Here is a 23353-nt window from a genome sequence, read left to right on the forward strand (position 1 = left end):
GAGATCCTGACATTATCCGCTCTGTAACCATTCTCAATACGACAGTCCTTTGAATTATGATGATGATTTTATATACAGTAGTTTTGAGGGTGATATGGATAGTGATTGTCTACCAATTGATGTGAATAAAGATGGGGATATTGACTAAGTAATCGTATTGTTAAAATAATTAGGAATGATGAAGATATTATTAATGGCCAGCTTTGCTGTATTGTTCTTTTCGTGTAGCCCACATCAAAATAATGAGACCTTTAAGGTTGCACCCGAAGCTTTCTCTAATCCGCAGATCAATGCGAGAATTGAGGTGATGATGGCTGGCATGACACTCGAAGAAAAAATTGCTCAAATACAGGGCATCCGGCCTACCGAGCTTTTGGAAGATGGCAAACTCTCGTTGGATAGTTGCCGCAAAAAAATTCCCAATGGCATTGGACATATGTGCCAGTTCTCTTCATCTTTTACCATGGAACCGGAAGAATTGCGCGATTTTGTGCGCGAGGTTCAGTATTTTTTGATGAACAATACGCGCTTGAAAATCCCGGCTGTTTTCCACGAAGAAGCAATCACCGGATTTTCTACCAAGGGAGCAACCACCTTTCCCCAGCAAATTGGAGTGGCCTGTTCCTGGAATCCTGCGTTGGTGACCCGTAATGCTTTATCAACCCGTAAAAACATGAAAGCAGCCGGCGCCCATTATGCTTTATCTCCTATGATGGACGTCATTCGTACAGCCCATTGGCCAAGAATAGAAGAAAGCTATGGTGAGGATTCATACCTTACCTCTACCATGGGCGTGGCCTTTGTAAAGGGATTACAGGGCGATGATTTTAAAACCGGAATAGTCGCCACAACCAAGCACTTTGCAGGTTATGGGGCCAAAACGACCAACGAAAAAGATTTTTTTGAGGATTACCTGATGCCACATGAAGCCCTCATTAAAGCAGCCAATGTAAAAAGTGTAATGCCTTCATATGCTGCCTATAGAGGGGTAGCTGATGTAGCCAATCCTGAGCTGCTGAACGGAATTTTGAGAGGCAAATTAGGTTTTGATGGGTTAGTGGTAAGCGATTACCATTCCATTGATTACGTGTATGGTAAATATGGGCAGACAAGCTCATTTAAAGAAGCTGGCGCAATGGCTTTAAAAGCTGGTAACGACATGGAGTTTCCCCTCCCCAAAACGTATGAGTTTTTACCGGAAGCCCTGGAGGAAGGAATGATTAATATGGAAGTGATTGATGCTGCCGTGAAGCGTTCTTTGATCATGAAAATAAAACTGGGTTTACTGGATAAGAACCCTGTATTTGGTGTGGATGGTGATCTTGATTTTGATCCGCCGGTCAATAGGAAACTGGCTTACGAAGCTGCTTGCCAATCCATCGTATTATTGAAAAACAATGGCATCCTGCCGCTAAAAGTGGATGAAATAGACGATATCGCATTGCTTGGACCAAATTCGGATAATGTGTTTTGTTTGTTGGGAGATTACACCTACCAGTCAATGATTACCTATTTTTGGGGGCAAACCTTTGATCCGACTTCACCTAAAATTGTTAGCATTATTGAAGGTTTGGAAAATAAGCTGGGAGATAAAGTGAATATCCATAATGAACGGGGCTGTGACTGGACGGAACCTTTGGGAACCAAAATTGACCCCGATAGTTATGGAGACGGTGAGCTGGGAACAGCAAAAAAGAATATCTTGAGCAGGGTGGCACAGCCCGATCTGGAAAGAGCACTTTCTTTCGCCAGCAACAGCGATGTGATCATAGCTGCCATGGGCGAGAACACCTACCTGTGTGGAGAAAACCGAGAACGTGAAGGCATTCGATTACCAGGTGAACAGGAACTTTTTGTGGAAAAACTTCTTGAAACCGGAAAGCCGGTCATTTTAGTCATTACAGGTGGAAGACAGCAGCTGGTCGACAAGTTTAAAGATAAATGTGCTGCCATTGTTCAGGCTTGGTTCCCGGGAGAGGAAGCCGGCAATGCACTGGCCGATATCCTGATTGGTAATGTTAACCCGACGGCCAAATTGTGTGTGAGTTACCCAAAGGATGAGGACGAAAAGGAACTCAATTATCAGCATGGATATAAGGGGGTACAGCCACAATACCCCTTTGGATTTGGTTTATCGTTCACAACATATGCGTATTCTGATTTCAAAATGCCATCAAAGGCCAGTATAAAGGATCCATATTTCAGCATCTCATGTAACGTTGAAAATACGGGTTCGGCGGATGGCGCTGAGATTGTTCAGCTTTATGTATCTCCTGTGGATGAATTATCTACCATGGATCCCATTCAATTAAAGGGATTTAAACGAGTCGACTTGAAGGCTGGTGAGAAGAAAACGGTTGTTTTTAAGATATCACCGGAACAATTGGTACAATATGTGGGCGATAGCTGGAAAGTCGTTGCTGGGAATTACACGTTTAAGATAGGTAAATCCTGCGTGGATATTCCATTAAGTGGAACCATCACGTTGCAAGGAGAAGATATGATGTTGAAAGAAAGGAACATTTTCTTTTCGAAGTGTAGTATCATAAATTAACAATAGAAACACAAAATAATATTTTGAAAATGAAACAAACAATTACAACACTAACAATTCTGGTTTTACTTCTGAATACTGGACATATAAACCAAGTGAAAGCCCAACAAATTACCGATGAAGCACGAATGGAGTGGTGGACTGATGCCCGTTTTGGAATGTTTATCCATTGGGGAATTTATTCGGTTCCGGCTGGGTTTTACAAAGGGGAACCACAAAAAAACTCTGCAGAGTGGATAATGAACCGTGGGGAAATTCCAGTGGCTGAATATGCGAAATTTGCCGAATTGTTTAACCCAACTTTGTTCGATGCAAAAGCCTTTGTCGGCCTGGCGAAAGAAGCCGGAATGAAGTACATGGTAATTACCGCCAAACACCACGATGGTTTTGCCATGTTCGATTCTGAGTGTAACCCATTTAATGTGGTTGATGCAACCCCTTTTGGGCGCGATGTGATGAAAGAACTGGCCGATGAATGTGCCAAACAGGGTATTAAATTTGGTTTTTATTATTCGCAGGCGCAAGACTGGAGTCATCCGGGTGGCATGGGCAATCATTGGGATAAAACCATGCAACGGGTAAGTAGTGAGACTTATGTGCTTGAAAAAGCACTTCCGGAAGTAAACCAGCTTTTAACCCAATATGGTGACATTGCCATTTTTTGGTGGGATACCCCACGTAAAATGAGCAAAGAGGTGGTGGATAGTCTGTATCGGGTAACTACTGATTTGCAGCCAGCCATTATCACCAACGACCGTTTAGGTGATGAATACCCTGGCGACCATAAAACCTTTGAGCGACACATGCCAAAGAAAAAACCAGAAGATAAATACTGGGAGCTTTGTCAGCCGGTTAGCGGGAGTTGGGGTTATCGTAGCGACGACCAGAACTTTAAATCGCTGGAAACGCTAATAGGTCACCTGGCAAATGCTGCTAGTATGGGAGGTAACTACTTGTTAAATGTAAGTCCAACTTGTTTGGGTACCTTGTCTCCCAAAGCTGTTGAGCGATTGAAAGGAATGGGGGCCTGGATGGACAAGAACAGCGAAGCCATTTACCAAACCCAGGCTAGCCCCTGCAGTAAAGTGGAATGGGGGTATATTACCATGAAAAGTGAAAAGGCTAAAACAAAATTGTATTTGCACGTTTTCGATTGGGAAGCCGGAAAAATAATAGTGCCGGTAAGAAATATAGGAGCAAAAGCCTATTTGTTAACCGACAGCTCAAAGAAATTTGAAATAAAATCGGTCGAAGATGGATTAAGTGTTACACTTACGGGAAATGCACCCGATGATATTAATTCCGTTGTAGTATTGGAGTTGGCGGAGGCACCTAATGCTATCCCTCCAAAACCTTTTGGACAAGATAAAGACGGCATCGTTGCTTTTATGACCGAAAGTGCGGAGTTTGAGAATATGCAAGGGATGGGTATTAAATACAATAGCTCGAAAGATTGTATTGGAAGTTGGAATAACGAACACGAAAGGGTGTATTGGACTTTTGATATTATCAACCCGGCAACTTTCCAAGTAACGGTAAAAACTGCCGGTTTAGAGGATTCTGAATTCACTATTGATATTAATGGACAAACCCGAACCGTTAAGATACCAGCAACTGGTGCCTACGATACTTTTAAAACACTGGACATTGGAAACTTTAAAATTAAAGAACCCGGGTCGTATAAAATAAGCTTTAAGCCTGTGCTTGGAAACTGGCATGCCATTAATTTAAAGGATGTTGTAATGACACCAATTAAATAGAAATGATTTAGAATACATGTGTGTTTTTCTTGCGTTTCGTGTAAACGAAGAAAATATAGCTGTAAATAAATGAAAAATACACAAACTTACTTAGTTGAATTTCATCGGGAAAACATATATAATGCTCATATGGGTAAATCCGTTGCAGCGGTATATTTAATAGAAAAATAAAGGTATAAATAAAGATGAGTCTACTCAAATCCATTTACATTGTCGGTTTATTTGTCAGTATTGCACTAAATACTACACAACCCGTTAAGGGGCAAGAGCAAAGCAACTCTAACAGTAGTTCCGTTGATGTGGTGAATGAATCTGGAGAAATACTGCAAAGGAATATTCCATCTGCAAGAATTTATAAAATATGGGATGACCGGCCTGCGCCAAACAGGGGCGCCGATTTTAATATTAAGAAAGCCCGGGGATATCCTTACGACGAGGATTGGGAACTTCATTCATACCCCATAGGTAATGGCTTTATGGGCGCCAATATATTTGGGCGAACAGATATGGAAAGAATACAGCTTACGGAGAAAACCCTGGCCAATGAGGGGCTCTATGGTATTGGAGGATTAACCAGTTTCGCCGAAATTAACCTTGAATTCAATCATGAAAACCCTTCAAAATACAGTCGGTCCGTCAATATCAACGAAGCTATTGCTTATGTGCACTATACCCATGATGGGGTTGCATATAAAAGGGAACATTTTATAAGTTATCCGGATAATATATTGGTCATCAGGTTGAGTGCCAGCAAAAAAGGCAAAATTTCATTTACCCTCAAACCGGAAATACCGTACCTGAGAGATTCCACGCAGAAAAATTCAAGGACCGGTCAGATGGATGTTAATAACAATCTTATCACCCTGTCGGGTTTTATTGATCATTTCAGCGAGAACTATGAGGGACAGATCAAAGTCATTAACCAAGGAGGGACACTGACAGCTTCTCAGAATGGAGATAAATCAGAAATATCTGTTTCCAAGGCCAATAGTGTGGTATTGTTAGTAGCAGCTGCTACGAATTATGAATTGAGTGAGACACTTTTTTTAGAAGATGTACACCATAAAAAACTGAATCCGGAAAATCTGCCTCATAACAAGGTATCTAATCGGATCAAGTTTGCAGCGGAAAAGGGATTTGAGCAACTGAAAGCTACACACTTGAAGGATTACAAATCTTTGTTTTCAAGGGTGCAACTGTCATTTTATACAGAAACGCCCAAAGTAACGACCCGAAAATTGTTGCAAAACTATCAATCAGGGACAAACCATCCTTATTTGGAAGAGCTGATGTTTCATTATGGAAGGTATTTATTGATCTCTACTTCCCGCAAGGGAGCCCTGCCATGTGGCTTGCAAGGCGTATGGAGCCAATATGAGGTGACCCCTTTTACGGGCGGTTTTTGGCACAATATCAATGTACAGATGAATTATTGGGGTGCCTTTAATACCAATCTGGCTGAAACATTTACACCATACGTGGAATTTTTTGAAGCTTATCTTCCTAAAGCCAAAAGTTTGGCTACCGAATACCTGAGGAAAAATAATCCCCAGGCTTTGATAACAGACAGCCTGGATAATGGCTGGACAATTGGTACAGGAACAACACCTCATAAAATTGTAGGGCCAGGTGGTCACTCCGGTCCGGGAACGGGCGCTCTGACCACTAAAATGTTTTGGGATTATTATGAATTTACAATGGATACCGCTTTTCTGTTAAAAACGGCCTATCCGGCAATTAAGGGAATGAGCAGATTTTTATCTAAGACGCTGATTCCCTATGGAGATAGTCTGCTACTGGTGTATCCATCTGCATCTCCGGAACAAAAACAGGAGGGAAATAATTACATTACAGCAGGCACAACCTTTGACCAGGCACTGGTTTGGGAGAACCACAATGATTTGTTGAAAGTCGCTGAAATTCTAAATATCGAGGATGAATTCACTGATCTTGTACAAGATCAAATTACAAAACTTGATCCGATCATCATTGGCCAATCCGGACAGATAAAAGAATTTAGAGAAGAACAGTATTATGGTGAAATTGGCCAGAAACAACACCGGCACATCTCTCATCTTTGTGCACTATATCCGGGTACACTCATCAACTCCTCCACAAAGGAATGGATGGATGCTTCCATCCTGACGCTGGATTTAAGAGGAAATAATACAACCGGCTGGGCAATGGCACACAGAATGAATGCACGGGCCAGAACTGGGCATGGAGAAAAAGCACACGAAGTTTATTCAAAGTTTATAAAGGAAAGAACCTTGCCCAACCTCTGGACGACACACCCACCTTTTCAGATTGATGGCAATTTCGGATGCATGGCTGGTGTGGCAGAAATGTTGCTCCAAAGTCACGAGGGATATATTGAACCGTTGGCAGCTCTTCCAAAAGCATGGAGCAGTGGTGAATACAGGGGCTTAGTGGCCAGGGGTAATTTTGAGACATCCGTTATATGGAAGGATGGAAAGGCCACATCCATTGAGGTTTTTTCAAAAAGTGGCGGAATATGCAGGCTCAAGTATAAGGGCATTGCGGATGCTGCTTTGAAAAGCATATTGGGTAAGGCTGTAAAGTTTCAAAGCAGTGCGGCCGACTCCCTTTCCTTTTTGAGTGAAAAAGGGAAAACGTACGTGTTGACATTTGGAGGGAAGTGATACTGGCGGATAAAATATTATTGGCACTGTAAAAAAGATATTCTAAGAATATAAAAAGCAGAGATCCGGCAATAGAAATTTTAAAAAAATCCCCATTGTTAACAGGTGTCAGAGGTTCCTGCAACAAGCAGGATCCATCGTCGAATTGACATTTTGCAAGATCCATTGTCAATTTTAGGATAAATGTTGCATCCATGCAACAAATGTGTTGTTATGCACCATTCTAACTAAAAATCACAACATTTGAATTAACATTGGGCGGGATATATTAATAATTTTAACAAAACTATATAACCGTACAAAAACGGATATGTTTTATGGACAAATACTTCCCGGTTAAGGTCAGGTTAATAGCAATTAAGTTTACAAGAAATCAAATACATACGGACAATGAATAAGACTATACAATTTTTACTTCTCGTTTTATGCATGATAACCCCACTGATGTTAGATGCACAAGACAAACAAAAGCCAAACATCATCTTTGTCATGACGGACGATCAGGGCATGGGCGATTTAGCCTGTACGGGCAACCCTTACGTTAAAACCCCAAACATTGATAAGTTTTACGATGATGCCATTCGGTTTACCAACTACCACGTTGGCACTACTTGTGCTCCTACCCGTTCGGGAATTATGTCAGGACGCCACTGCAACCGTGTGAATGTTTACCACACCATTATGGGGCGATCCATTTTGCTGGAAGACGAAGTGATTCTCCCACAGGTGCTGGCACGTAACGGCTACACCAACGCCATGTACGGGAAATGGCATTTGGGTGATAACTATCCATACCGTCCCGAAGACCGCGGTTTTCATGAGGTAGTGCGCCATGGAGCCGGAGGTATCGGTCAGGGACCTGACTATTGGATGAATGACTATTTTGACGATACCTACTGGCACAATGGCGAGGAGCAAAAATATGAAGGCTACTGTACCGATGTGTTTTTTGATGAAGCACTGAATTTTATCGAAAAGAATAAGGATAATCCGTTTTTCTGTTACATTGCAACCAATGCGCCTCATGGGCCTTATAACCTGCCCAAAGAATATTACGATATGTATCGGGGCAAAAAGTTCGAAGGATTAAACTCGCGTTTGCTTCGCTTTTATGGTATGATTACAAATGTTGATGATAACTTTAAAAGATTGGAGAAAAAACTGGACGAGCTGGAATTAACTGATAACACCATCTTAATTTTCACCACAGATAATGGAACATCTGCCGGCCGCTCAACCTACAACGCCGGACTAAAAGGAGGAAAAGGCAGTCAGTACGATGGCGGCCATCGCGTACCGCTTTTTATCCGTTGGCCAAACGGTGAGCTTACGGGAGGAAAGGATATTGAAAAACTGGCTGCCAGCTACGATTTGCTTCCTACCTTTGTGGATCTGCTTGACCTGGATTTCAATCCGGTAAAACCTTTGGATGGTAAAAGTCTGGCTCCCTTAATGACCCGGGAAAATCCGGAATGGCCTAATCGGATTTTATACATCGATACCCAACGCGAGCAAAACCTGATTAAGTATAAAAAGTATACGGTTATGGACGACAACTGGCGTTTGGTGGATGGGAACGAACTTTATTATATAACAGATGACTTAGGTCAGGATAACAACGTTATCGAGCAATACCCCGAAGTGGCCGGGCGTTTGGCCGAGGGTTATGAACGCTGGTGGCAATCGTTTATTGACGAGGGGGCTGACGAAAAATATGCTTACATCAAAGTAGGTACACCACATGAAAATCCAACAAAAATAAGCGCTCACGATTTAATCATCGGGGCTTACAAAGGCGTGTGGCATCAAAACGGAGCTATTCAAGGAGAGCAAGCCGGTGGTAGCTGGAAAATAGAATTTGTGACGGGAGGTGAATACAACATTACGCTTCGCCGTTTTCCGCGGGAGAGCAGCCATGCCATTAACGCAACCTTCCCCGCACAGGTTGAAAGGATTGAACTGGATAGGACGGCTCCGGCTAGTGTAAAAAACGATTATACCCAGGCACGTTTTTATGTGGCTGGAATTAGCAAGAATGCTGAGATAGAAGAAGAGCAAAGCGAAGTGACATTTAAAGTGAATGTGCCAGCCGGTAAATATGATATGGAAGCTCAGCTCATCGATTCAGCTAAACGTGTTCATCCTGCGTATTACGTTTATATTGAGAAACTATAATCAGTGATAAGGTGTATATCACGCATGGATTAATTTGTTTTTTTGCGGATTTGCGAGAAACATTTTAATATATGAAACGACCATATAATATTGAAATATTTAATGTTCCATACTGGAGAATGAAATACGAAGTATGCATGAACATTTTAGGATACAAAAGATTTGGTGATTAATAAATTATCTTGAGAGTTCAATGCTACAAGTGAATAAATATAAACGCATGAAATTCAAATTATTAACATATATGGTACTGTTCGGTATATTATTCGGATGCACCACGCCAAAGTCGCCGACAGATAAACTGGACATCAATGCCTATCTGGAAGCTGCCAACCCGGATCTTATTTATCCAACAGCAGCACAAATTGAAATGCTTGAAAAAGTTATCCCCAATAGGGCATTCCAACCAGCTCCTCCCATTTCCAACCGTGCCCACTGGGACAAGGTGGCTGCGGGAGAACAAGGTAAGGAGTACCTGAAAGAAGCACTGTCGCAGTTGGATAAAGCCCCTGAAGTACCTATAACGGACGAGATTTACCGTCGGGCCAATAAAGAAGGAAACCGAGGTATTTATAAGCCGAGATATTATAGAACGATGGATAGGCTGGAGAGGTACATTATTGCCGAGTGTATAGAGAACCGGGGACGCTTTCTATCTCAGATTGGCGTATATGCCGATTCCATCTTGGCCATGAAATCATGGATGCACCCAAATCATGACGACCGCGACAACAGTGTGTTGGAAGGCAAGCGCGTTTCCATTGACCTGGGAGCACGAAAATTTGGCTTGGTTTTAGCTATGGCCAATGCTTTATTGGAAGATAAACTACCTACTGAGTTAAATGCAAAAATCGCAGAGCATTTACAATGGCGCATTACTGATTCTTATTTAAGAAGCTGTAGAGGAGAAGATACCAAAAGCAATAGCTGGATAAGAAGCACCAGTAACTGGAATTCGGTTTGTACTAGCGGAACGATTTTTACAACAATGGTGGCTTCCAAAAGTAACAAAGAGCGCATTGCTGCTATTGGATGTGCTTTAAACAGTATGGTTTACTATCTTTCTGGTTTTGGTGCGGATGGTTATTGCTCGGAAGGAACGGGTTACTGGAATTATGGTTTTGGCCATTACCTGTATCTGGCAGAGATATTGGATGACTATACAGATGGAAAAGTGGACCTTATTCATTTCAACGAACCTGAAAAATTAAATAACGTGGCCAATTTTCCTGAGAGATTCCAAATACATGAAGGTATGTATTCTCCATTTTCCGATGGGGTAACCAGGGTAAAAGCGGATAACGACAACTTTGCCTATGTGATGGCTGCAAAACATTATGGTGCTAAAAAGCCGGTTAAATTTTATCCGGACGAAAGCGTCCAAAATTTAATTATCTGGAAAGATGGAGAAGACTACACCGCACCCTACACCAAGGCAACACTGCCTGATTATACCTATTTTGACGATATGGGAATCGTCATTTCCCGCGGACAACAGGAGGTTCCTTTTTCTATTTCGATGAAAGCAGGGCACAACGCCGAAAACCATAATCATATGGATGTGGGAAGTTATGTATTGGTATTGGGAGAGGATTACATTTCGGGAGATATTGGTGCACCATCTTATATTGCAGGTGCTTTTTCGGATAATAACCCGGCACGCAGCTCATGGGGGCATCCGGTACCTAGAATCAACAATACCTTGCAATCCAAGGGTATCGAGTTTAACGGAAAAATAACCCAAGTTAGTTTCGAAGACAACAAGGACAAGATCACCCTGGACCTAAAGGCCGCTTATGAAATTCCAGTGTTGGAAACCCTAATCAGGACAATGGTTAACGATAAAACCGGAAAAGGTACAATCACGGTTACCGACGAGTTTTCAGCATCAGCTCCGGTTACTTTTGGTACGGCTATTATGGTGAATGTTGCTTACGAGGTGGTCAACAACAATACGGTCGTCATGACATCAGAACACCAAAAAGTAAAAGTAGAAGTTTCTTCGGTAGGAGGTGCCGTTAAAATCAAAGATGAAGTGGTTCCCGTAAAACATCTCCGGAGCGGAAAAACTTCATACAGAATAGGAATCGACTTTGATAATAAACTTAGTGCGGGTTCTATTACCGTTAAGTATCTTCCTGTAAAAAGGGAATAAAGAGTTAATTTAGATAGGCTTTAGTGTGTTCAACACTTGATATGCTTTATGATAGAATTACATACTTTATTAAAAGAGTGAATCGTAAAGAAGCTGGATTCCACTTGGAGGGATGGAATACAGTTAACGTTATCAAAGGGATATTAAACCATAGGTTTGGTGGTCATGGTGAGAAATTATTCCATACAACGGTGTGGTAGTTATGACTTGAAGCACATAATAAATGGATGGTTATAAGATCGAGTCTGCCGATGCATCATCCCGGTTTTATAACGATGATGTATGTGCCATAAAAACCTAAAAATATAAATAAGATACGATGAATAGTGAGAAAATTGTGAAAAATTTTAAAATAAACGTTTTGAGAAATCTAGTAGTAGGAATAGTTCTGTTTATTGCACTGGCAAGTTGTCAGCAAACCAAACAAAAGAGCAAGCAAAGTAAAGGTAAGCGACCTAATATCATTTTTATGATGTCGGATGATCATGCTTATCAGGCCATTAGCGCTTATTCGAAAAAGCTTACGCAAACACCCAACATCGACCGGATAGCTAATGAAGGGATGATTTTTAAGAATGCCTGTGTTACCAACTCAATATGTGCTCCGTCACGGGCGGTAATTTTAACTGGTAAACACAGTCACCTCAATGGAAAAACGGATAATTATTTTCCATTCGATACCACACAGGTAACCTTCCCTCAGTTATTGCAGGGTGCAGGATATCAAACCGCTATGTTTGGTAAACTGCATTTTGGGAATAGCCCCAAAGGATTTGATGAATTTAAAATATTACCTGGGCAGGGCGCATATTATAATCCTGATTTTATTACAAAAAATGAAGGTACGGTCAGGGTAGATGGATACGTAACCGATATTATTACCGATATGACCCTAAACTGGCTGGATAACGAACGGGATGAAGAAAAACCGTTTATGTTATTTTATTTGCACAAAGCACCGCACCGCGAGTGGCTGCCGGCCGAGAGGCATTATAAAACCTTTACCCGGAAAACCTTTCCCGAACCGGAAACTCTATTTGATAATTACGAAGGCAGGGGCACGGCCGCAAAAACAGCAGAGATGAACCTGCTTACACATATGAATTGGGCCGGAGATTCTAAGATTGAACCTGCTTTAATGGACGAATTGGGAATTCCGGAAACTTGCGACTGGGATAAATCTGCCTTTGCCAGGGAAGTGGGACGTCAAAATCCGGAACAACGAGCCAAATGGGATGCCGTTTATGGACCAATCAACGAGGCATTTAGGAAAAACTATAAAAACATGTCGAAAAAGGAGTTGATGAAATGGAGATATCAACGGTATATGCAGGATTATCTGGGCACCATTGCCGCTGTTGACGAAGGTGTAGGAACTGTTTTGGACTATCTGGATGAAAAAGGTTTGGCGGAAAATACGATTGTGGTCTATACGTCAGATCAGGGATTTTATCTGGGTGAGCACGGTTGGTTTGATAAACGATTTATTTATAACGAATCGTTTAAGACGCCTCTGCTAGTTCGTTGGCCAGAAGTAATTGAACCGAAGACGGTGAATACACAAATGGTTCAGAATCTTGACTTTGCTCAAACTTTTTTAGAGGCAGCAGGCGTTAAGGCTCCATCCGACATGCAGGGTGAAAGTCTGGTTCCCCTATTTAAAGGAGATACAGATAATTTTAGAAAAGCAGCGTATTATCACTATTACGAATACCCATCGGTACACATGGTAAAAAGACACTATGGAATAGTAACCGAGGAATACAAATTGGTCCACTTTTATTACGATGTGGACGAATGGGAATTATATGATAGAAAGAAGGACATAAACGAACTGACCAATGTATACGACGATCCTGCTTATGCCGATGTGGTAATCGAACTTACACAGCAACTGAAGGATTTACGCATTAAGTATAAAGATTCAGCTGAGCTGGACAGCACTTACATTCATGATTTCTTAAATCGTGATACACCAAGTCATTAATCGCAGAAAGTAATGGCGAAAAGGGATGCTATCCCTAATTCGCTTAATTTAAACACAATGGTTCGTGAATATTTTTTACGTTCCATATCACCAAGTTGTTAAATAGCTAGGTTTATGTTGTAATGTGCAGATATTTAGCGTACTGTTAAACTGTCTCATGACAATTGTCTAAATTCTAACAACCTATTAATTTCAGGATGCTATCCTTAAATATGGCATCATGGATGATGGAAGAAAAAGAACTTTCAAAAAATATATTACAAAAATGAGATCAAATATTGTAATTAAAAGCCTAATGTTAGTTGCTGTCTTGTTGCTGCATGGGCACTTCATAAAAGCGCAGGATCACCCATCTTTATTTGTTAAAAATCAGGATAGAGAAACGGTTCTGGCTAAAATAGAGAATGAAGAATGGGCCAAAATGTCCTGGCAAAATTTAAAGAAAAGTATCGATGGATATGTCGATCGACATCAAACCGATCCGGAGTGGATCGTGTCTCGTCTGGCCATGTATTGGAAAGATGGAGAACGATATACGCAATGTTATATCAAAAAACAAAACTGGGATTATGGTGAGGGAAATGCACCTGTGCCAACGATGCGCCTCCCGGGAATGAGAACCTGGAACAATTACGTCAATGTACCGCTTGAAGACCGTATCCCCTATAATGAATCAGGTGATATGCTGGGTATAGACCGTTCCAGCGATGACAAAACGCCGGTTAAAGTCCCATATAAAAAATCGGGGCACATGATAACCAAGAACAACAGGGAGATATTGCAGCTAGCAGAGAAATCGGCATTTGCCTATTGGCTGACTCAGGACGAGAAATATGCGAAATTCTCAGCTGATATATTCAACGCCTGGCTGTTAGGGACCTACTACATGCAGCCACCACTCGACCCCGAAGAATCTACGGGAGGCCAGGGTGGTTATAAGCCCGGGGGGATCATGGGATATTACGACTATGAACAGATTCATGATTTCCTTCAAATACACGCAGCTATAACCTACGATTTTATTTTTGATTATCTGAAAACAAATCAAGCCGAACATTTATCAGTCACGGATAAGGATGTGACGGAAGTAGCCGGTGTTGTGTTTAAACGTTTTATTGAATTGGGACTTGTGCGAGGCGGAAAGCGCGGTAACTGGAATGTGAATGGATTTAAAAACATTGTGCCTTCGATGCTGGTGCTCGAGTCTGATGAATATTACCAGGACGGAAAAGGCAAGGAGCATTATGTACCGTATTACACTCGGATAACAACCGATTACCATGAAGCATTGCCTGATTTTTTAAAGAACTTTAGTGAGGTAACTGGGTTATGGCCGGAGTCGCCGGGTTATGCATCGGGAATGATCTCTGCCGTGTTGGATATTGGAATGCCATTGTACAACGCGGGGATTAATACTATCGGGGATAATCCGATTCTACAAAAAGCTGCAATGGCCAATTTATCCTGGTTAGATGCACGGGGCAATTTAGTGGTGTTCGGAGATATGCGCGGTGGCCCTACCGAATTCTCCGTGTTTGACCGTATGTTAACGTATTATACCTGGGAGAATGATCCTGAAAATGCCAGAAAAATGGCCACGGTAATTCGTAAAGGTTTGAAGTCGGGACAATATAACCGCAGCAATACCGATTGGAAAGGCCTTTGCTTGTACCAGCCTTTGCCGGAGTCGGGAAGCGAGCTGCCATTTCACCGTGCTGCCTATTCCAGGTTTCACCGGCACCTGATTATGAAAAATGGCAATAGTGAAGAAAATGGGATGATGTTTACCCTATATGGTGGAAAAAAAGGCGGGCATCTAACTGATAACGGTTTGGCCATGCAGTTTTATGGTAATGGATGGGCTTTAGCACCTGATGCTTCGGCTTACGAGTCTTATTGGTCTTCTGACGCAAAATACCACCGGAGCATTACGGGTTCAAATACAATACTCCCGGGTTATACAATGGGTGATATCACCATTAATGCGATGGATCCTTATGTTGATGGATCAAAGGAATTGAATAGCAGAACCGCTACATCGCCATACTGTTCATTTGCGGATGTGTCGGCAGAAGAAAAGCGACGATTGGTTGCCATGGTGCGTACCTCTGAAACAACGGGTTATTATGTAGATGTTTTTCGCTCGGATCAAGAAGACAATGATTATCTGCATCATAATTTAGGAGATAAGATGTGGCTTAAAAGTACCAATGGAGAAGCAGTTAAAACAGATAGAGTCGACAGTATCAGCAATCATTATCAGCAGGGATATCAATTCTTTAAGAATGTTCGAAAAACAAGCTACGGTCAGGATTTTAACATCACCTGGACAGTTGACAAAGTTTCACCGGCCTTAATTGTGGATATGTGGATGATGGGGCAGGATAACCGTGAAATTTATTTGATGGATGCACCGCCAACGACGTTGCGGATGGACGTGACGCCTGGCATGGTAAACAGAAGCCCGCAATTAACGCCGGCCACCATAATTCGTCAGACCGGAAACAACGCAAAACTGCATCCTTTTGTAGCCGTTTTTGAGTCGTATAACAAAGGGGAAAAATCTGTCAATCAAATTTACAAAGTGGCAGAATCAGACGGCTTTATCGCTCTTTCCGTGACATCTAATAAAAATACACAACAGCTCATAGTAAATTCTATTGATAATCAGGTTTATGAACCTGAAAAGAAAACAAGCTTTCAAGGTGTGTTCGGAATTGTATCCGAAAAGAACGGAGTTTTTGATTACTTGTATCTGGGCAAAGGAAAAATGATTAAAAAAGGTAAATACAGCATCCAATCGTTAGAGGGTGAAGTGTCGGCGGAGTTACGATTGGTGGATGGAAAATTATTTTATACGGCGGATAAACAGGTGAAAATTGGCTTTCCAAAAGGAAAAACGAAAGTCTATCCTGCGGGGTATAATATGGTTGTTGAATAAAGGTATTACAAATACCACAAGAATTACACGGTCGGTATGGTGTATCTTTCTCATATTGCTAAGTTTGATTTGAATAAAGAGTTTTGACAACAAACGCGTTGTCACCGAGCAGTTTTCAGATATCCAAAACAACAATAATTTACAATCTACGCAAGCAATTTAATTGGCGAAATTAGTATAATTCGCGGTGGCAAATTATTTGTGGATTATTGGTGAAAGTTAAAAACTGATCAAAAAGGCACTACCATAATAGTTTCTAAAGTAAGGTTGATCCTTTCTTTACCTTTTGCCTTAAAGATAGCTGTAAAATAAGGTAAATCGTTCTGGTGTCTTTTTGAGAATGTTTTTTAGAGCATCATGGTTGGTAAAATATTCCAAAGTTGCCATGGTTGACTGATATTACAACGGGAGAAAGCCGTTGTATGTATGTGAAAGGACATCAATACAAGGATGCGGCTTTAGTGGTTTGCAATATGATTGATGTCTGGAGAAAAAATGGTATCGTTTTACTCAACGTTTTTCCTCGTGCCAATGGGGTAATCAACCAGGAACAGCGTGATATATTTAACCCGCAATATGCATTAGAAATTCTATGACACATTGAAATTACTTTAAAACAAGACACTTCGTTGCATCACTTCAACTCACCAGAACGATGCTCCCGAAAGTAATCAAGACAAGTGATGCCTCGTTTCAGTAATGCCTTGTTTTATTTTACTTGCAATGCTGATGACGGACCTCCAATACATAATCCGGGTTAAAGCAAATAAAAGCTTGGCTAAAAGTTCACGGTGAGGCGGAGTATGGTACCCGACCATATACTATTTTCGGATAGGGCAATGCCAGTACGGGATACGGACCGCATGGCAGGCAGTCCGCAACTGTCAACTACACAAAAAAGGATGTTCGGTTTATCGTTGCCAAGATAAAAAGGCGATGTATGCTATCTTTTAGGGTAGGCCTGTAGCCGGCAAACGTATTTCTATGAGAGCGATGGTGGTTATCACCGGAATATTCCTCCATCACCCATAAAAATTGTAACCATGTTGGGTTCCGATGTCCATGTTTAATGGGAATTGACTTCTGGTGAGTTTTATCTGACAATGCCAGGACAGGATTTAAACGATCTGACTACGATATATAAATTTGCGATGGAATAAAAAAAAGGCTGTCTTAACAATTATGTAAGACAACCTTTTTGTATGCCGGCCGCATCAATTAATGGACTATGTAAACTCCTGTATACAGGATTTGAGTGTATATGATCCGCAGTAATCCTCCGTATCGTAAACGATAACCCGAAGGTGAGGCCCGCCTTTAGAACAAACAACTTAACTCGGTTTTAATGTAGTGTTGAGTTTAACAATCTAAATAAAACTGATGCGGTTTACCTTTGTAATAACCTTAATACAAATGTAATTTTTTTTTTTCTTCTATCCAAGAATTAACAAGGGTTTTAGCATTTTTAAAGCTGAAAAAATGAAAATATTTTTGGATATATTTTTGCAGTACAAATGATCAATTCCTTTCTTTACAGATTATCAGAAATATACGAACAATATATGTATACCATCATTGATATTGAAACGACGGGAGGAAATTTTAGAGAAGGTAAAATTACGGAAGTAGCCATTTATCTGCATGACGGAAATAAAGTAGTGGGGGAGTTTGTTTCATTGGTTAATCCCGAACAGTTTATCCCGCCGTACATAACCCAGCTTACGGGTATTACCAACCAAATGGTGGAGAATGCGCCCAAGTTTTACGAAGTTGCCCGGCAAATTGTTGATATTACCGAAGGAAATGTTTTTGTTGCGCACAATGCTGCATTCGACTATGGTTTTATAAAGGCTGAATTTGAAGCGCTGGGCTATTCGTTTAATAGGGAAACACTTTGTACCGTTAAGCTAAGCCGGAAATTGTTGCCAGGTTATAAATCCTATAGTTTGGGAAACATTTGCCATGAGTTTGGAATATCAAATGATGCCAGGCATAGGGCTGCCGGTGATGCTTTGGCGACCGTAGAGTTGTTTGAGATTTTACTGGAAAGGAATGGGGGCGTTATTTTACCCATGGAAGGAAATAATTTTTTTTCCGTAAAAGGTCTTCACCCTCAGCTTAATATGGATAAAGTAAAGCAATTGCCAAACAAAGCCGGTGTGTATTATTTTTATAACGATAAGGCAGATTTAATTTATGTTGGAAAGAGTAAGGATATAAAAAATAGGGTGTTAACCCACTTGGGAAACCCTAAAGCGCAAAAAGCCGTACGGATGAAACAGGAAGTAGCCGACGTGGATTTCGAGTTGACGGGAAGCGAATTGGTTGCTTTATTGAAGGAATCGTCCGAAATAAAACAGAACAAGCCCATTTATAATAAAGCCCAGCGTAGAAACCGATTTTATTTTGGGCTATTTAGCTTTAAAGATAGGAAAGGATATGTGCGGTTTAATATTGCACCGAACGAAGGTAGAATTACCCCAATTGCGTCATTTGAATCTGCTAAAGCAGCAAAGAATTTTCTTTTTCAAAAAGTGGAAGAATATAATCTTTGTCAGAAACTGAGCGGTTTATCCGACTCAATGGGGGCGTGTTTTCAATATCAAATAAAAATTTGTAACGGAGCATGTGTCGAAAGGGAAGCTGCGGAAGAATACAACAAAAGGGCAGAAGAGTTGATTGAAAAATTGGCCTACAAATTCGAAAATTTTCTGGTGGTAGATAAAGGACGTGATTTGGACGAGCACTCCGTTGTGGTAGTTAAAGGTGGCAGGTTCATGGGATTTGGATGGGTGGAGAAAAATGCCGGTTTCAGTTCGTTGGACGAAGCGATTTCTTCAATTACATTGTGTGATGATAATCAGGATGCAAGAATAATAATTAATCGGTTTCTAAAGGAAAATAAGACTGCAAAAATTCATCAGTTTTAGTTAGTGAATCAGTATTCATCTTTTTTCACCAATACTCTTTCATGCGCTCCAATGGCTATGATATCGTCATTTAAATTAAAGATGGCAAAATCAAAAAAAAGCTTGGATTCTTCCGAAAATTTAAGATGTACAGAACACAATATCTCATCACCCGCAGACACCGGCATTAAATGTTTAACATTTATTTCGGCACTTACACAAGTGTAATTTTCCGGAATTCGACCAGCAATCATTTCGCAGATTACCCGCTCCATCAAAATGATCAAGGAAGGGGTAGCCGCGTATGGCACATCACCTGTTTGCAGCGTGGAAGCCAAGTCGTGCTCAGATATATGGAAGTTTTTGGAGTGATGTAGTCCGGGCTTTAAATCAATCTTCATGGCCGTGTGTTTTCAGTTCACTTATTTCTTGTACTTCAATTTGACAAAAAAGTTAGCAATTAACACACGATTTTACAATTTCTTCATATATAATTTGGCGATAGCACCATGGTTGGCGGTAATCACGGTAAATCGCCTGCTTATATTTTTATAGATTCAATGGTTTAAGTACTTACATAAAACAGACTTAAGAAATATACGGACAACCAATTCTTATTATCCTACAAAAATGATAGTTGGTTTGTTTTTACATTGGTATTAGGATTGTCAATTAAGTTGAATATCTATATGTAAATATGTTGTTTCTTATCTGAAAATTTAATTTCTGTATTTCCAATAACCAATGATCCGTTCACGAAAACCCAATGCCTGATTTTCGAATGACCCATCTAAAATTCGCTGGTAAAATGGAATTCGATGTCTTTGAAATTCTGCTGGGCGAGTTGCAGCATATACGAGGAATCGGCCAAAAACACGTCTCTGCCTTGTTTATCCTTGGCCATATACTGGTTTTTCCTTTTCTTAAAATCAGCTAACTGTGCATCATTTTCGGAACGTATCCAGCAAGCCTTGAAAAGACTGATAGGCTCGTATCGGCATTTGGCGTTGTACTCGTGGTTCAAACGGTGTTCAATCACTTCAAACTGAAGAGCTCCAACGGTGCCAATAATTTTACGACCGTTAAACTGGCTGGTAAACAGCTGGGCCACACCTTCGTCCATCAACTGGTCAATTCCTTTGGCAAGCTGCTTCGATTTCATCGGGTCATCGTTCTCAATATAACGGAATAATTCAGGAGAGAAACTTGGCAGTCCTTTAAAGTTTACCTTTTCGCCTTCCGTAATTGTGTCGCCAATAATAAAGTTTCCTGAATCGGGCAATCCCACGATGTCCCCGGGATAGGCTTTGTCAATAATAGATTTTTTTTCAGCCATAAAAGCGGTAGGGCTCGAAAATTTAAAGTTTTTGCCTTGACGAACATGCAGGTAGTTCTTGTTTCTTTCAAAAGTACCGGAGCAAATTTTTACAAATGCGATTCTGTTACGGTGGTTGGGGTCCATGTTGGCATGGATTTTAAATACAAAGCCGGTAAACCTTTTTTCGTCCGGTTCAACTGTTCTGGAATCGGTGGTTGAAGGTTGCGGTTTGGGTGCTATTTGTATAAAACAGTTTAATAGCTCATTTACACCAAAATTGTTGAGCGCACTACCAAAAAACACAGGGGCCAGCTCGCCATTCAGGTAATCATTAACCTCAAATTCCGGATAAACTCCTTCTATCAATTCCAGTTCTTCACGCAATACCTCAGCAGGTTGGTCTCCAATGATATTTTCCAGCTCAGGATTATTGATATCGTCAAAGGCAATGCTATCTTCAACCCTTTGTTTACTGGCTTCAAAAAGGTTTAGGTTATGTTCAAAAAGGTTATATACACCTTGAAAAGAGGGCCCGTTTCCAATAGGCCAACTTAATGGACGTACTTTTATCTTTAGTTCCTCTTCTACTTCATCCAGCAAATCAAAAGGGTCTTTACTGGGGCGGTCCATTTTATTGATGAAAACCATAACAGGAGTATTTCTCATCCTACAAACCTCCATCAACTTGCGGGTTTGGTTCTCGACCCCTTTTGCTGCATCAACAACAATAATAACACTGTCAACCGCAGTTAACGTTCTAAAGGTGTCTTCTGCAAAGTCTTGGTGGCCTGGCGTATCCAGAATGTTTACCTTATGGTCTTTATATTCAAAACCCATTACCGAAGTTGCTACGGAGATACCTCGTTGCTTTTCAATCTCCATAAAATCGGAAGTCGCTGTTTTCTTGATTTTATTGGATTTTACCGCACCAGCCACATGAATGGCACCACCAAAAAGAAGTAACTTCTCGGTTAAAGTGGTTTTACCCGCATCGGGGTGACTGATAATAGCAAATGTTCTTCTTCGTTGTATCTCTTCAATAAAGCCCATAATTTCCTTTTGTAAAAACGAGCGCAAAGTTAATCAATGTATAGTTAATATCGATTCATTCGACCGATCTTTTTTACAAAGACAAATTTGTCCTCAATTTCTCGAGCATGGTACATTTTCCTGCCTTATTCCCGCCATATGCATTAGAAATCCTTTGCGGATATTGCGTTTGTTATTGGGAAAGGATGATTTATGTTATTTTTCAATAAATATTGAGATTAAAGTTTGAATTCCGTAAAAAATATTTGATTTTTATTGCAAATAATAAATGCTTTGAATAATGAGTTGGACGAATTATCACGGTCATTGCAAATTCTGCGACGGTCACGGGCAAATAGAAGAGTATATACAGCAAGCTATTAAAAACAATATGAAGGCGATTGGCATATCATGCCATGCCCCCGTACCTTTTGATTGTTTTTGGACAATGAAGCCAGATGATGTGGATGACTATCTGCAGCAGATACAGGAATTAAAGCTAAAATATCAATCCAATATACATGTTTATACTTCTTTGGAAATAGATTATATACCTGGTATAACCGGCCCCGACCATCCAATTCTGAGCGATATTAACCTGGATTATAAAATAGGTTCGATTCATTTTGTCGACAAATTTAAGAATGGAACCCCATGGCCTATAGATGGCAGTTTCGATGAGTTTACAAAAGGGTTGGATGAAATATATAATGGAGATATTAAAACTGTCGTGCAGCGCTTCTTCCAGCTTAACAGGGAAATGATTAATACACAAAGTTTTGATATTATAGGGCATTTCGACAAAATTAAAATGCACAATGTTACAAAACCGTTGTTTGATGAAAATGCCGATTGGTATTTAAGGGAAGTAAATGATACGTTAGACTGTATTGCATCAAGAAATATTATTGTTGAAATCAATACCAAATCGTACGAACGAAACGGTTTGTTGTTTCCGGGGGTAGAACTTTTTCCAAAACTATTGGAAAAAGAGATTTCGGTCACTATTAATAGCGACGCCCATTATCCTGATAAATTAGAAATAGGTTATGAATATGTAGCCGGAGAATTACGTAAGGCGGGATTTAAAACGCTTAAAGAATTCGTCAATGGAAATTGGACCGATGTAGAATTTAATAAGTATGGTTTACTATGGTAGAAAAAGTTAACCCTTTTGTATTAGTAATTATCGATATAAAACAGAAAGATCATCAGCATGCATTATTGAAACTGATGAATGATTATATGTTGGATGATATGGGATTGAATTCCCCGTTGCCTTTAGAATTAGGGCATAGAATTATTGAGGGCTTAATGTCGCAAAACAACTATCTTGGTTTCATGCTGAAATATCAGGGTAAGTATATCGCATTGGCCAATTGCTTTGTCGGCTTTTCTACGTTTAAAGCCAAACAATTAATTAACATACACGATTTTGTGGTTGCTCCTGAATGCAGAAATATAGGTGCAGGAAATGCATTTTTGGACCTGATCAGTAACTTCGGAATTGAACATAATTACTGTAAAATAACCCTTGAAGTCCGTCACGATAATCCCAAAGCACAACGATTGTACAAAAAAAAGGGCTTTGAGGAATGCCTTCCACCCATGTATTTTTGGCAAAAAGACCTGTGATGGTAAATAAAATTATATTTTTTTTTCAAACGACCATATCATCGAAATTACGATCAATAAAAAAGTTTCAATTCTTATTAATTTATAACGGGTCTATTTGATAAAACCCTCATTGTTTGAGGTTAATAGCCAAAAATGTTACGTCACTTTTTCTTAGGTGGGCAGGTAATTCCATATTCTATATTTAATGAGTTAGGTTCTGAAAGTCAATTGCAGCAAGGCAAATC

Annotated in this window: 13 protein-coding genes; 11 read left to right on the forward strand and 2 right to left on the reverse strand. The window is 40.4% G+C overall.

Going from position 1 to position 23353, the window contains the following annotated elements; translation table 11 throughout:
* Window positions 1–175: 175 nt before the first annotated feature.
* The 9 genes from ACT29I_RS05870 to ACT29I_RS05910 all read left to right on the forward strand — a co-directional run bounded on the left by ACT29I_RS05870 (window position 176) and on the right by ACT29I_RS05910 (window position 19165).
* A complete protein-coding gene (locus ACT29I_RS05870; protein ID WP_430931285.1) occupies window positions 176–2554 on the forward strand; it encodes a glycoside hydrolase family 3 N-terminal domain-containing protein in 2379 nt (792 codons plus the stop codon).
* A gap of 29 nt (window positions 2555–2583) precedes the next feature.
* The gene (locus ACT29I_RS05875) at window positions 2584–4314 is read left to right on the forward strand and encodes an alpha-L-fucosidase (RefSeq protein WP_430931286.1); all 1731 of its coding nucleotides are present in this window, start codon (window positions 2584–2586) and stop codon (window positions 4312–4314) included.
* Between the two features lie 185 nt (window positions 4315–4499).
* On the forward strand, window positions 4500–6977 hold the full coding sequence (locus ACT29I_RS05880) for a glycosyl hydrolase family 95 catalytic domain-containing protein (protein ID WP_444792918.1): 2478 nt from the start codon (window positions 4500–4502) through the stop codon (window positions 6975–6977).
* A gap of 390 nt (window positions 6978–7367) precedes the next feature.
* The gene (locus tag ACT29I_RS05885; RefSeq protein WP_444792919.1) at window positions 7368–9152 is read left to right on the forward strand and encodes an arylsulfatase; all 1785 of its coding nucleotides are present in this window, start codon (window positions 7368–7370) and stop codon (window positions 9150–9152) included.
* A 220-nt stretch (window positions 9153–9372) separates the two neighbouring features.
* A complete protein-coding gene (locus ACT29I_RS05890) occupies window positions 9373–11307 on the forward strand; it encodes a hypothetical protein (RefSeq protein ID WP_430931289.1) in 1935 nt (644 codons plus the stop codon).
* 361 nt (window positions 11308–11668) lie between these two features.
* Window positions 11669–13294, forward strand: a complete 1626-nt coding sequence (locus tag ACT29I_RS05895; RefSeq protein WP_430931290.1) for a sulfatase family protein — start codon at window positions 11669–11671, stop codon at window positions 13292–13294.
* Between the two features lie 265 nt (window positions 13295–13559).
* Complete coding sequence (locus ACT29I_RS05900) at window positions 13560–16235, forward strand: hypothetical protein (RefSeq protein WP_444792920.1); 2676 nt, start codon at window positions 13560–13562, stop codon at window positions 16233–16235.
* Window positions 16236–16624: 389 nt separating this feature from the next.
* A complete protein-coding gene (locus tag ACT29I_RS05905; RefSeq protein WP_444792921.1) occupies window positions 16625–16831 on the forward strand; it encodes an alpha-L-fucosidase in 207 nt (68 codons plus the stop codon).
* 966 nt (window positions 16832–17797) lie between these two features.
* Entirely contained in the window at window positions 17798–19165 is a 1368-nt protein-coding gene (locus tag ACT29I_RS05910) for an exonuclease domain-containing protein (protein ID WP_430931294.1), read from the forward strand.
* A gap of 8 nt (window positions 19166–19173) precedes the next feature.
* Here ACT29I_RS05910 and ACT29I_RS05915 read toward each other — a convergent pair whose 3' ends face one another.
* Window positions 19174–19545, reverse strand: coding sequence for a thioesterase family protein (locus ACT29I_RS05915; protein WP_444792922.1), 372 nt, complete (start codon window positions 19543–19545; stop codon window positions 19174–19176).
* A gap of 389 nt (window positions 19546–19934) precedes the next feature.
* Window positions 19935–21512, reverse strand: coding sequence for a peptide chain release factor 3 (locus tag ACT29I_RS05920; protein WP_430931296.1), 1578 nt, complete (start codon window positions 21510–21512; stop codon window positions 19935–19937).
* A gap of 280 nt (window positions 21513–21792) precedes the next feature.
* On the opposite strand from ACT29I_RS05920, the gene ACT29I_RS05925 reads away from it, so the two are divergent.
* Complete coding sequence (locus tag ACT29I_RS05925; RefSeq protein WP_444792923.1) at window positions 21793–22650, forward strand: histidinol-phosphatase; 858 nt, start codon at window positions 21793–21795, stop codon at window positions 22648–22650.
* On the forward strand, window positions 22644–23126 hold the full coding sequence (locus ACT29I_RS05930; RefSeq protein WP_430931298.1) for a GNAT family N-acetyltransferase: 483 nt from the start codon (window positions 22644–22646) through the stop codon (window positions 23124–23126). The genes ACT29I_RS05925 and ACT29I_RS05930 overlap by 7 nt, the downstream gene beginning before the upstream one ends.
* Window positions 23127–23353 lie beyond the last annotated feature (227 nt).

It is taken from the genome of Saccharicrinis sp. GN24d3 (assembly GCF_052400645.1).
GTDB lineage: Bacteria > Bacteroidota > Bacteroidia > Bacteroidales > Marinilabiliaceae > Saccharicrinis.

Coding starts and splice junctions, on each gene's coding strand:
- ACT29I_RS05920 (WP_430931296.1), bottom strand. CDS start 21,512: ATGGGCTTTATTGAAGAGATACAACGAAGAAGAACATTTGCTATTATC.
- ACT29I_RS05925 (WP_444792923.1), top strand. CDS start 21,793: ATGAGTTGGACGAATTATCACGGTCATTGCAAATTCTGCGACGGTCAC.
- ACT29I_RS05890 (WP_430931289.1), top strand. CDS start 9,373: ATGAAATTCAAATTATTAACATATATGGTACTGTTCGGTATATTATTC.
- ACT29I_RS05870 (WP_430931285.1), top strand. CDS start 176: ATGATGAAGATATTATTAATGGCCAGCTTTGCTGTATTGTTCTTTTCG.
- ACT29I_RS05875 (WP_430931286.1), top strand. CDS start 2,584: ATGAAACAAACAATTACAACACTAACAATTCTGGTTTTACTTCTGAAT.
- ACT29I_RS05930 (WP_430931298.1), top strand. CDS start 22,644: ATGGTAGAAAAAGTTAACCCTTTTGTATTAGTAATTATCGATATAAAA.
- ACT29I_RS05910 (WP_430931294.1), top strand. CDS start 17,798: ATGTATACCATCATTGATATTGAAACGACGGGAGGAAATTTTAGAGAA.
- ACT29I_RS05900 (WP_444792920.1), top strand. CDS start 13,560: ATGAGATCAAATATTGTAATTAAAAGCCTAATGTTAGTTGCTGTCTTG.
- ACT29I_RS05885 (WP_444792919.1), top strand. CDS start 7,368: ATGAATAAGACTATACAATTTTTACTTCTCGTTTTATGCATGATAACC.
- ACT29I_RS05915 (WP_444792922.1), bottom strand. CDS start 19,545: ATGAAGATTGATTTAAAGCCCGGACTACATCACTCCAAAAACTTCCAT.
- ACT29I_RS05880 (WP_444792918.1), top strand. CDS start 4,500: ATGAGTCTACTCAAATCCATTTACATTGTCGGTTTATTTGTCAGTATT.